A 10,314-nucleotide genomic window follows, 5' to 3' on the forward strand; every position below is an offset into this window, starting at 1 on the left:
GTGATCCGCTGCGGGTTCAGCCGGTAGGCCAAGCGGATCCGACGGCGGCCGGATTCGGCGTGCCCGGCTTCCGGCAGAGCCGCCAGGATTTCCAGCTTGGCGCGAACGCCGGGGTCTCGGCTGCGTTGCAGATCGGCTCTGACCAGCGCCTGATCGGCGGCGTCGAGGACCACCTCGGAAGTGGCGGTCAAGCCGATGAGTTCGGGCAGCGTGAAGGCGGAGTCGGCCGGGTCGCGCCGGGCCGCGACAACGACTTCGCGGACCGCCGAACCCCGCAGGGCGTCCAGCGCGGCATCGGAGATATCCGTTGCGGCAAGGGTTTCCGGGTCGCTGGCGAGGATGCGGGCCACATCGAGGGCGACGTTGCCGTTACCGATGATCACTGCGCGCCGCTCATGCAGGTCGACCGGCCTGCCCACAAAACCGGGATGCCCGTTGATCCACGCGACGATCTCGGTGGCGGTGCCGGTGCCCGGCAGTCCCATCCCGTCGATGTCGAGTCGGCGGTCGCCGGGCGCTCCGACGGCGTAGATGACCGCGTGGTGATGCGCCATCAGTTCGGCGTGTGTGAGATGCCGTCCCACTTCGACATTCAGGTAGTAGGAGAAGCCGCGGGTGCCGCTGATGCGGTCGAAGAGCCGGGTGATCGACTTGGTGTTCTGATGGTCCGGCGCCACCCCGGCCCGCACCAGTCCGTAGGGGGTCGGCAGCTTGTCGAAGACGTTCACCCGGACCCCGTCCTGGGTGAGCAGTTCGTCGGCGGCATAGATGCCGGCCGGACCGGAGCCCACTACGGCCACCGTCAGGCCGCGACGGCGAACCTCGGGCGCCGGCAGCACCGGCGCCAGCTTGGACGTCGGCGGTAGCTTCACCCCCGTTGGGCGGGGCGGGTAGTGGTTGGCGTTGACGGCAATGAAGGGCAATTGTTCGGGGGACAGTCGGCTGTCGTGCCGGATCGCCCCGACTGGGCACGCCGACACGCAGGCGCCGCAGTCCACACAGGCCGCCGGGTCGATGTAGAGCATCTCGGCGTCGACGAAACCCGGCTCATCGGGACTGGGGTGGATGCAGTTGACCGGGCAGGAGTACACGCAGGAGCCGTCGCTGCAGCAGGACTGCGTGATGACGTGGGGCATCTGGACTGCGAGTCAGGCAGCGCTGATCAGGTGACGACGCTGCGGTTCGCTGCGGAACCGGTTCGGCGCGCCGTCGATCCTGCACAGCCGCCAGATCAGCTTCGCCAGGGGGTTCATCAGACCGGTGTCGTAGCAGAGCATCCGGACGTCACCGAACATGTCCTGCAACCACTTCCGGGACTCCGGCGAGCGGAAGAAGATCTCCTTGCGAACCTCCCGCGGAATGCCGTACTCGCGGAAGAAGCTGCGCGGCGGCACCAGGATCGCCTGACAGAGGATCCGCATGATCAGCGGGACGTTGACCGACAGCAGCAGCCGCTGGCGGCGGTTCAGGCGCGGCAACCGCTTGCGCAGGTATTCGTGGGCAAAGGAGATGTGCCGGGCCTCCTCGGCTACGTGGATGGCCATCACCTTCTCCATGATCGGGTGCAAAGCCTTGCCCTCGCCGCCCTCGCGCAGCACCGCCTTCTGGGTGTGGTCGATGGGCTCCTCCCCGGCAAGCACCCCGAAGAAGAACGGGATCGGCAGCGGACCGGCCACCAGTGGGATCAGCGGCGAGAGCCAGCGCAGCAGGCGAGGCATGCCCGGCACGTCGACGCCGATGCGGTTGACCATCTCCTGAAACATCAGGGTGTGGTTGCCCTCTTCGATCGCCTCATGGGTGCAGTAGCGGTATTCCGGCGAGCCGTTGGGCAGCCAGAACGAGTAGTTCATCAGGCCGCGGATCAGGATCGACTCGAATTGCAGGCCCACCTTGGCGACGTTGGCTTGCCGCCACTGCCCGATCGCGATCTGGGCGGCCGCCGGTTGGGCCTGATACCAGGGATGCCGGCCCAGGGCGTCGGTATGGGGCAGGATCCAGCGTTCGTCGTCCGGCCTGACCGCGAACTCCGTCGAATCCCAGTCGATATCGGTGTACGGGTTGAAATTCCGCCGCACCGAACCCTCCGACAATGTGGTCAGCATGTCGACGTAGGCCGCGTCGTCGCCTACCTCCATGTTGCGGCGCCAGCGCCTGAGCAGCTTGGTCCTCGCCATGACAAGCCTCCCGCGTCATTCCCCCGGGTCACTTCCACAGTGGGGGGTGAATTTGTACAGCTGCCGCAGTAAACGGTACCGAAGGTATCGGATACTGTCTATACCCAGTAAACGGGTCGGATCAACCCCGGCCGGGTTGGATTTCCGGCTCGATTTTTGGGCAGGGCCACTTGCTCCCTACGCTTAGCGCATGGCTGATCCCGCCCAGCTCACCATTCCCGCCGACCTCAAGCCCGCCGACGGACGCTTCGGTTGCGGTCCGTCGAAGGTGCGGCCAGAGCAGTTGACGGCACTGACCACGACCGCCGCCGCCCTGTTCGGCACATCGCACCGGCAGGCCCCGGTGAAGAACCTGGTCGGCCGGGTGCGCGAGGGCGTGCGTGAGTTGTTCGCGGCTCCGGACGGCTACCAGGTGATCCTCGGCAACGGCGGGGCGACGGCGTTCTGGGACGCCGCGGCCTTCGGTCTCATCGACGCCAGGTCCCTGCACCTGACCTATGGCGAGTTCAGTTCCAAGTTCGCTTCCGCCGTCGCGGCCAACCCGTTTGTCGGCGACCCGATCATCATCAAGGCCGAGGCCGGCAGCGCGCCGGCGCCGCAGTCCGACCCTTCGGTGGACGCCATCGCCTGGGCCCACAACGAGACTTCGACCGGTGTCGCGGTTCCGATCCGCCGGCCCGAACGGTCCGGGGACGCCCTGGTCCTCATCGACGCCACCTCCGCGGCCGGCGGCCTGCCCGTCGATGTCGCCGAATGCGACGCCTACTACTTCGCGCCGCAGAAGAACTTCGCCAGTGACGGCGGGTTGTGGCTGGCGATCCTGTCCCCGGCCGCGCTAGCCCGCATCGAGTCGGTGGCCGCGTCGGGCCGGTGGGTGCCCGAGTTCCTGTCGCTGCCGATCGCCGTGGATAACAGCCTGAAGAACCAGACCTACAACACCCCGGCCATCGCCACCCTGGTGCTGATGGCCGAGCAGATCGACTGGATGCTGAGCAACGGAGGCCTGGATTGGGCGGTCAAGCGGACCGCGGACTCCTCGTCGCGGTTGTACTCGTGGGCCGAGTCCAGCGCGTTCGCCACCCCGTTCGTGGCCGACCCAGCGCTGAGATCCCAGGTGGTCGGCACCGTCGACTTCACCGATGAGGTGGACGCGGCGGCGGTGGCCGCCGTGCTGCGGGCCAATGGCATCGTCGACACCGAGCCATACCGCAAGCTGGGCCGCAACCAGCTTCGGGTGGCGATGTTCCCGGCGGTCGAACCCGACGACGTCAGCGCGTTGACCCGGTGCGTGGACTGGGTGGTCGAACACCTTTAACCTCACCCGTAACACACGCGTGTCGCGATCGTTATGTCAACGCGGGCGCGGTTACAGTCCGGTCCGAAGGAGGTCGACATGCGTGAGCTCACCCTGATCGGACTCGATGTCGACGGCAAGCACATCATCTGTGAGGGCGGCAACCCGGCCGACAAGTTCCTGATCCGGCTGGACGACCGGCTGCGGGCGGCAGTGCGCGGCGACGGTGCGCGACCCGGACAGCTTTCCCGAGACAGTGAGGTCAGAGCCGTGTTGCGACCTAAGGATATTCAGTCCCGCATCCGGGCCGGCGCGTCCGTCGCCGAGGTTGCGGCCAGTTCGGGGATGGACGTCTCGAAGGTGGAGCGGTTCGCCCACCCGGTACTGCTGGAGCGTCAGCGCGCCGCGGAGTTGGCCACGGCCGCCCACCCTGTGCTGGCCGAAGGCCCGACGGTGGAAACCCTGCTGGAGACCATCACCGCGGCGCTGACCGAACGCGGGTTGAGCGCCAAAGACACCAACTGGGACGCCTGGCGCGCCGAGGACGGCCGTTGGACGGTTCGGATGGAGTGGCAGGCCGGGCTGTCCGAGAACGTCGCCCACTTCCGGTTCACCCCCGGTGCACACGGCGGCACCGTCACGGCGATCGACGAGGAAGCCAGCGCCCTGATCGACCCGGAATTCGAGCGGCCGTTGCGCCCGGTGGCCCCGGTGGCCCAACTGGAATTCGACGCACCGCCGCAAGCCCAGTCGACACCGGCCGCCGTCCCGGCCGCCCTGGCAGGTCCCGCAGCGGCGGCAGGCTCTGCGCTGGTCGCGCCCCCGCCGGGCGCAGGCAAGCGGGCCACCCGCAAGCCGAGCATCCCGGCCTGGGAGGACGTCTTGCTCGGGGTGCGTACCAGCGGCGAACGCTGAGCCGACGCTAACCGAGCGCCACCGCCAGCGTCGCCGTCCAGCCGACGGCCACCCCCACCGCTGCACCCAGCAGGAACCACCGGCGAACCGGCCGTTTCCGCCAGTCCCACAAAGTGGGTGCCAGTCCACCGACGGCCACCAGGTTCAAACCGACTGACACAGCCGGATGCACCCGAATCATTCCCAGGCTCAGCACGATGATCGCCGCGGCGACAACCGCCGCCACGAAGGCGGCCACCGTCAGGCCCGTCCCCCAGGGAGTCGCGTCGTCGGACACCGGGTCAGGTTATCGTTCGCGCTGAATCGGCTCCCCCGCCGCCGCACCGGGCCCGCTCATAGAACGCCAGGGCTGCCGCGGTGGCCACGTTGAGGGAGTCGGTGTCACCTGACATCGGGACCCGAACCCGGACATCGGCCGCACGCATCGTGGTCTCGGTGAGTCCTGGCCCCTCCGCCCCGACGAGCAGAGCGACCTTCTGGCCGGCCACGGCGTCCATCTCGTCGGCCAAAACCCGCGCCTGGCGATTCGGCGTCATGGCCAGCAAGCGAAATCCGTTGTGCCGCAGGACGTCGATATCCGTCGGCCAGTCAGCGGCCCAGGCGAAAGGCACCAGCAGGACATGGCCCATGGACACCCGCACCGCCCGCCGGTACAGCGGGTCGGCACACCCCGCGCCGAAGACGACGGCGTCGACGCCCAGGCCGGCGGCGTTGCGGAAGATCGAGCCGAGGTTCTCGTGATCGTTGACGCCCTCGAGCACGACAACGGTTCGGGCACCGGAGAGGACGTCGGCGAGGCCGCGTTGCGGTGGTCGGCGGGCGGCGGCGAGCACACCGCGGTTGAGGTGGAAGCCCACCACGTCAGCCATCACCTCCGGGGAGGCCCGGTAGAACGGGATGTCGACCCCGGCCAGAGCGCCCTCGGCGGCCAGTTCCTGAAGTCGACGCTCGGTGCCCAGGCACCCGTGCGGGGCATACCGGGAGGCCAGCATGCGTTGCACCACCAGCACCCCCTCGGCGATCACCAGGCCCTTTCCGCTGGGCAGGTCTGGGCGGCGGTCGACGCTGTTGAGGTCGCGGAAGTCATCGACCCGACAGTCGTCCGGGTCGGTGATGTCGATGACGTTCACGCCGACCTGCATGGGCGATAACGTACGCGCCCGCTGGTCGGTTACCGTGAACCCGATGACCACCCACGATCCGGCACCCGAACGGCAGCCCCCGGAACTGCCCGCGGCGCTGCTCGATCCGCGGCCGGTGATCGGCGCCGGGGCGCTGCTGTGGGCGCTGGCCGCGCTCGCGGCGTTCACCGTCCCGGCGCTGGAGGACTGGCGCCCGGTGACGATCGCGGGCCTCGGAGTGGGGGTATTCGGGTTGTCGCTGTTTCTGTGGCAACGCGCCGCCGCCCGGCGGGGATCACGCGGAGCGCAAACCGGGCTCGAATCGAGCCGACACTAGAGGAGGACAATGATGGCTGCGCCGATCCTGAAGGCCGAGATCGAGATCAACGCCCCGGCGGCGAAGGTCTGGGCGCTGGTTTCCGACCCCAGCCGGATGCCGCAGTGGAGCCCGCAGTGCCGAATCATGAAGGCGCTCGGCCCCATTCGGCCCGGCACCCGCACTGTCAACCTCAACCGGCGCGGCCTGCTGTTCTGGCCCACGACCGCGGTGATCACCGAGGTGGTCCCGGAACGCAAGTTCGCCTTCCGGATTCCGATCAACACTTCGGTGTGGAGCTACGAATTGGAGCCCACCGCCACCGGCACCCGGCTGACCGAGACCCGGTACGCCGAGAACGGCGTGACGGCGCTTTCCACCGCCGTCACCAAGACAGCGCTGGGCGGCGTCGACTCCTTTGAGAGCGAACTGCTCGAGGGCATGAACCAGGGGCTGGCCCGGATCAAGGCGGCGGCCGAGAGCGGCTAGCCCTCGGCCTCGTCTGCAGGATCCGCGACAGGTTCGACTTCGGGAGTAAGTTCGGCAGCGGCATCGCCGTCGGGCGCAGGCTCGGCGTCGATCTCGGCGTCGGTCTCGGCGTCGGTCTCGGCGCCGGTCTCGGCGTCAGCCGAGGCCTCATCGGCGGTCTCCTCAACGGCAGCAGCTTCCACCTCGACTGTGACGCGATCGGCCTCGACGACTTCCAGCACGCCGTCGTCGTAGGGCTCGAAGGCCGGCGACCCGACACCCTTCGGCGCCGGGGTGTCGGAGTGCGCTCCGCAGCCGTAGAAGAAGTCAACCACCTGCCCATCGGCGGACAGTTCATTGCAGCAGACCCCGAACCGAGCGCCGAGCGCGCCGGCCAGCGGAGTCATGAAGCCGCAATCCCGGCACACCCGCTTGGTGGCCCGGGCCATCGGCGCCTCCGGGCCGTGATCGCCGTCGTGCCAGCGTTGCGCGGCGTCGTCGCGGCCGAACGCACTGAGCACCCGCCGCCGGCCGAACCCGACTTCGAGTGCGGTGTCGTCGATCAGCGGGTCGCCGGTGGCCAGAAAACCCGGAACCAGCCGTGGATCGTCGGGCAGTGGCGCGAGCAGATCGCCCGGGCCGAGGTCACCTGGTTTAACCCGCTGGTCCCACGGCACCCACGGCGGGCCCGACAGCGCGGTGGGGCCGGGCACCAGAACGACCTCGCTGATCGTGGCGTGCTCGGCTCCCGGACAGGCCGCTACGACGACGGCCCACTGCCAGCCCTGGTAACCGGGCATGGTGGTGAGGAACCGGTGGGTGGCTGCCGCGGCGTCCTCGATCGCAACGCCCAGGTACGCGCCGACCGTGTCACCGCTGAACTCGATGATGGCCTGGCGGGCCAGTTCGGCAGCACCCTCGAGGAGGGCAGCGACGTGCTCATCCGGGGCCGGCGACTCGGCGCTGGCCAAACCGGTTGGGTCGGCGGTGTCGATCGGGCTGTCCATCGCGGTCAATCTTGCCTCACCGGCCGTCCGGGTAGCCACACCGGCCGCCAGCCACGGCAATCATGGGAGGCACGTCGCGTGAGTCACATCACGGGAGGCACAAGGTGGGAGAATCGAGACCGTGTCCGGTCGGCGTCGATACCCGGGCTCGGGTTGGACTCCCGGGCCCGTCCGCCGTGATCCCGGTGAGCACCCCGGCATGGCCAACTATCCCAGCGACGATGGGGGCCGTGCCGGGCGGCGGGACTCCGCCGAGTCCGCGCGAGGTAACCCCTATCTGCCTCCGCTGGGCCAGCGCCGCAGCGCCTACCGCGATTCCGATTCGGCCGCCGGCGCTGGTGAACGGGCGGGTGTCACCCGCGCGGCTGCGGAAATGGGCTCGCGAATGTACTCGATGGTTCATCGCGCCGCGACAGCCGACGGCGCCGACAAATCCGGGTTGACAGCACTGACCTGGCCAGTGGTGGCGAACTTTGCGGTGGACTCCGCGATGGCGGTGGCGTTGGCCAACACTCTGTTCTTCGCTGCTGCGACCGGAGAGAGCAAGGGCAAGGTGGCGCTCTACCTGCTCATCACCATCGCCCCGTTCGCCGTGATCGCCCCACTGATCGGACCGGCCTTGGACCGGCTTCAGCAGGGCCGACGCGCCGCCCTTGCCATGTCATTCCTGCTGCGCATCGTGCTGGCGGTCGTGTTGATCATGAATTACGACTCTGCGACCGGCAGCTTTCCATCGTGGGTGCTCTACCCCTGCGCCCTGGGGATGATGGTGCTGTCCAAATCGTTTTCTGTGTTGCGCAGTGCGGTGACGCCGCGCGTCATGCCACCCACCATCGACCTCGTCCGAGTCAATTCCCGGTTGACGATGTTCGGTCTGATCGGCGGGACCATCATCGGCGGTGGCCTCGCAGCCGGGATGGAATACGTGTTTTCGACCCTGCTGCACCTGCCCGGCGCGTTGTTCGTCGTCGTCTTCATTGCGCTGGCTGGGGCGTCGCTGACCATGCGGATCCCGAAGTGGGTGGAGGTCACTGAAGGGGAGGTTCCGGCCACCCTGACCTATCACGGGCACGGTGGTGAATGGGACTGGCTCGACCAGCAGCCCACCGAAGTGATCAGCACCACCGGGCCGCGGCGACAGCCACTGGGCCGCAACATCATCACCGCACTATGGGGCAACTGCACCATCAAGGCGATGGTGGGTTTCCTCTTCCTGTACCCGGCCTTCGTCGCCAAAGCCCTTGACGCCAATGGCTGGGTCCAGCTCGGCATCCTCGGCGGCATCGGGGCAGCGGCGGGCATTGGGAACTTCATCGGGAACTTCACCGCCGCTCGGATGCAGTTGGGGCGGCCGGCCGCACTGGTGGTGCGCGCGGCAGTCGCGGTCACCGCCATGGCTCTGGTGGCCGCAGTGGTGGGTAACCTCGCTGTTGCGGCGTTGGCGGCCTTCGTCACCTCCGGGGCCAGCGCGATCGCCAAGGCGTCGCTGGACGCCTCCCTGCAGGACGATCTGCCCGAGGAATCGCGGGCGTCGGCTTTCGGGCGCTCGGAGTCGGTGCTGCAATTGGCTTGGGTTTTGGGAGGAGCGATGGGAGTCCTGGTGTACACCGAACTGTGGGTGGGATTCACCGCCATTGCCGCACTGCTGATTCCGGCGCTGGCGCAGACGGTGGTGAGCTACCGCGGTGCCTCCCTGATCCCCGGATTCGGCGGGAACCGCCCGGTGGTGGCCGAACCGGAGGGCAGCCTCACGATGGCACGCCTATGAAGCGACATCTGGCCTGGGTCGTCGCGGCCCTGCTGGTACTGGCCGCTGCCGGCGCCGGCGTGGGAGCGTGGCTGGTGACGCGCGGGCACGGCAGCGGATTGCCGCAGATCAGTGCCTACTCGCAGGGAACGACGGTGCGGGTGGACCCCTACCTGTACTGCAGTGTGGTCGACCTCAACGATTGCGCGAAAAGCACTGCCCAAGCACAACTTTCGGTCACCGAGAAATACCCGGTTCAGGTGTCGGTGCCGACGTCGATCAGCCGCGGACCATGGCGTCTGCTCCGGGTCTACCCCGACGAGCGGGATACCACGACCACCTCCTACCGACCGGGAACCCAGTTGGCAGTGACCGTTCCCACCGTCGACCCCCAGCGTGGCCGGATCGCGGGTCTGGTGGTGCAGTTGATGACGCTCGTCCAAGACGAGAACGGCGAGTTGTTCGACCTGCCGCACGCCGAATGGTCACTGCGACTGGACTGGCCGGATTCCTAACCGGACGGCGTCCTACCGCTGCCGAAAGTTCCCGGCGCAGTCTCGATGCGGCCCTCAGGCGTCGAGTTCGCTGGCCACGGCCCGCACCACCTCGGAGACCCGCCGGGCGACCTTGCGGTCGGGGTAACGCCCGCGGCGTAACTCCGGCTGCACCGCGCTTTCGAGAAGCGTGATCATGTCCTCGACCATGCCGTGCAACTCGTCAGGGCTGTGCTTGTGCTCAGTCGGCGCCGCCTCGCGACGGGTCCGCGACAGGGTGGGCGGCGGGTCGAGCAAGGTGAGGCTCAACGCCTGCGGGCCACGGCGACCGGTGGCCACCCCGAACTCCACCCGCTGACCGGCCTTGAGTCCCTCAACACCGTCGGGCAGGGCCGAGGCGCGGACGTACACGTCCTCACCGTCTTCTTGGGAGAGGAAGCCGAAACCCTTGTCGGCGTCGTACCACTTCACCTTGCCGGTCGGCACTGGATTCACCTGCTTGTCTGACGTGACTATCGAGTAGGGCGCGTCAGCGATCCTACTCACCCGCCACCGCGCCGGGCGGGGAGACTTTGGTTCGGTAGGCTTGCCTGACCGCTGGAGGTAGTGATGCGCGTAATCCTGAACATCATCTGGTTGATCTTCGGCGGTCTCTGGCTTGCCCTGGGATACCTCGTCGCGGCACTGGTGTGCTTTTTACTCATCGTCACCATCCCATTCGGCTTCGCCGCAGCCCGCATCGCGGTATTCGCGCTGTGGCCATTCGGCCACACCATCG

The 10,314-nt window shown here is 68.1% G+C and carries 13 protein-coding genes; 7 read left to right on the forward strand and 6 right to left on the reverse strand.

Translation table 11 applies throughout. The features are described 5' to 3' along the window. The coding region (locus ADBZ5N_RS14255; RefSeq protein ID WP_526258415.1) for a 4Fe-4S binding protein at positions 1-1,136 on the reverse strand (1,136 nt) is incomplete at its 3' end. A 12-nt stretch (positions 1,137-1,148) separates the two neighbouring features. Beyond that, positions 1,149-2,174: a diiron oxygenase gene (locus ADBZ5N_RS14260; protein ID WP_526258417.1), complete on the reverse strand. Its 1,026-nt coding sequence runs from the start codon at positions 2,172-2,174 to the stop codon at positions 1,149-1,151. A 190-nt stretch (positions 2,175-2,364) separates the two neighbouring features. Here ADBZ5N_RS14260 and serC point away from each other — a divergent pair, with 190 nt between their 5' ends. Together serC and sepH are read left to right on the forward strand one after the other, a co-directional pair. Then, positions 2,365-3,489 carry a phosphoserine transaminase gene (gene serC, locus ADBZ5N_RS14265; RefSeq protein WP_526258419.1) on the forward strand — a complete coding sequence of 375 codons (1,125 nt, stop codon included), beginning with the start codon at positions 2,365-2,367 and terminating at the stop codon, positions 3,487-3,489. A gap of 78 nt (positions 3,490-3,567) precedes the next feature. Next, positions 3,568-4,383 (forward strand): septation protein SepH, encoded by an 816-nt coding sequence (gene sepH / locus ADBZ5N_RS14270; RefSeq protein WP_526258421.1) that lies wholly within the window; start codon positions 3,568-3,570, stop codon positions 4,381-4,383. A 7-nt stretch (positions 4,384-4,390) separates the two neighbouring features. Here sepH and ADBZ5N_RS14275 read toward each other — a convergent pair whose 3' ends face one another. Then, positions 4,391-4,660 carry a DUF2537 domain-containing protein gene (locus ADBZ5N_RS14275; protein ID WP_526258423.1) on the reverse strand — a complete coding sequence of 90 codons (270 nt, stop codon included), beginning with the start codon at positions 4,658-4,660 and terminating at the stop codon, positions 4,391-4,393. A gap of 4 nt (positions 4,661-4,664) precedes the next feature. Further along, positions 4,665-5,525, reverse strand: a complete 861-nt coding sequence (locus ADBZ5N_RS14280; protein WP_526258425.1) for a TrmH family RNA methyltransferase — start codon at positions 5,523-5,525, stop codon at positions 4,665-4,667. Between the two features lie 43 nt (positions 5,526-5,568). Here ADBZ5N_RS14280 and ADBZ5N_RS14285 point away from each other — a divergent pair, with 43 nt between their 5' ends. Both ADBZ5N_RS14285 and ADBZ5N_RS14290 read left to right on the forward strand, forming a co-directional pair. Further along, on the forward strand, positions 5,569-5,841 hold the full coding sequence (locus ADBZ5N_RS14285) for a DUF2530 domain-containing protein (protein WP_526258427.1): 273 nt from the start codon (positions 5,569-5,571) through the stop codon (positions 5,839-5,841). Positions 5,842-5,853: 12 nt separating this feature from the next. After that, positions 5,854-6,309: an SRPBCC family protein gene (locus ADBZ5N_RS14290; RefSeq protein WP_526258429.1), complete on the forward strand. Its 456-nt coding sequence runs from the start codon at positions 5,854-5,856 to the stop codon at positions 6,307-6,309. Here the strand turns inward: ADBZ5N_RS14290 and ADBZ5N_RS14295 are convergent. Next, on the reverse strand, positions 6,306-7,295 hold the full coding sequence (locus ADBZ5N_RS14295; RefSeq protein ID WP_526258431.1) for a DUF3027 domain-containing protein: 990 nt from the start codon (positions 7,293-7,295) through the stop codon (positions 6,306-6,308). The two genes, ADBZ5N_RS14290 and ADBZ5N_RS14295, sit on opposite strands and share 4 nt — an antisense overlap. Positions 7,296-7,494: 199 nt before the next feature. Between ADBZ5N_RS14295 and ADBZ5N_RS14300 the strand changes: the two genes are divergently transcribed. Both ADBZ5N_RS14300 and ADBZ5N_RS14305 read left to right on the forward strand, forming a co-directional pair. Then, the gene (locus ADBZ5N_RS14300) at positions 7,495-9,063 is read left to right on the forward strand and encodes an MFS transporter (RefSeq protein WP_526258437.1); all 1,569 of its coding nucleotides are present in this window, start codon (positions 7,495-7,497) and stop codon (positions 9,061-9,063) included. Then, on the forward strand, positions 9,060-9,557 hold the full coding sequence (locus ADBZ5N_RS14305) for a DUF2771 family protein (RefSeq protein ID WP_526258433.1): 498 nt from the start codon (positions 9,060-9,062) through the stop codon (positions 9,555-9,557). The genes ADBZ5N_RS14300 and ADBZ5N_RS14305 overlap by 4 nt, the downstream gene beginning before the upstream one ends. Positions 9,558-9,611: 54 nt before the next feature. On the opposite strand, the gene ADBZ5N_RS14310 is transcribed toward ADBZ5N_RS14305, so the two are convergent. Next, a complete protein-coding gene (locus ADBZ5N_RS14310; protein WP_526258435.1) occupies positions 9,612-10,022 on the reverse strand; it encodes a cold-shock protein in 411 nt (136 codons plus the stop codon). Between the two features lie 123 nt (positions 10,023-10,145). Here ADBZ5N_RS14310 and ADBZ5N_RS14315 point away from each other — a divergent pair. Then, positions 10,146-10,314, forward strand: a 169-nt coding sequence (locus ADBZ5N_RS14315; protein ID WP_526258439.1) for a YccF domain-containing protein, incomplete at its 3' end; no start/stop codon positions are given.

It is taken from the genome of Mycobacterium sp. (assembly GCF_044370595.1).
In the GTDB taxonomy this organism is placed as follows: domain Bacteria; phylum Actinomycetota; class Actinomycetes; order Mycobacteriales; family Mycobacteriaceae; genus Mycobacterium.

Excerpts from the sequence above, each read along its gene's own strand:
- ADBZ5N_RS14260 (WP_526258417.1), bottom strand. The coding sequence starts at position 2,174 with ATGGCGAGGACCAAGCTGCTCAGGCGCTGGCGCCGCAACATGGAGGTA.
- serC (WP_526258419.1), top strand. The coding sequence starts at position 2,365 with ATGGCTGATCCCGCCCAGCTCACCATTCCCGCCGACCTCAAGCCCGCC.
- sepH (WP_526258421.1), top strand. The coding sequence starts at position 3,568 with ATGCGTGAGCTCACCCTGATCGGACTCGATGTCGACGGCAAGCACATC.
- ADBZ5N_RS14280 (WP_526258425.1), bottom strand. The coding sequence starts at position 5,525 with ATGCAGGTCGGCGTGAACGTCATCGACATCACCGACCCGGACGACTGT.
- ADBZ5N_RS14285 (WP_526258427.1), top strand. The coding sequence starts at position 5,569 with ATGACCACCCACGATCCGGCACCCGAACGGCAGCCCCCGGAACTGCCC.
- ADBZ5N_RS14290 (WP_526258429.1), top strand. The coding sequence starts at position 5,854 with ATGGCTGCGCCGATCCTGAAGGCCGAGATCGAGATCAACGCCCCGGCG.
- ADBZ5N_RS14295 (WP_526258431.1), bottom strand. The coding sequence starts at position 7,295 with ATGGACAGCCCGATCGACACCGCCGACCCAACCGGTTTGGCCAGCGCC.
- ADBZ5N_RS14300 (WP_526258437.1), top strand. The coding sequence starts at position 7,495 with ATGGCCAACTATCCCAGCGACGATGGGGGCCGTGCCGGGCGGCGGGAC.
- ADBZ5N_RS14305 (WP_526258433.1), top strand. The coding sequence starts at position 9,060 with ATGAAGCGACATCTGGCCTGGGTCGTCGCGGCCCTGCTGGTACTGGCC.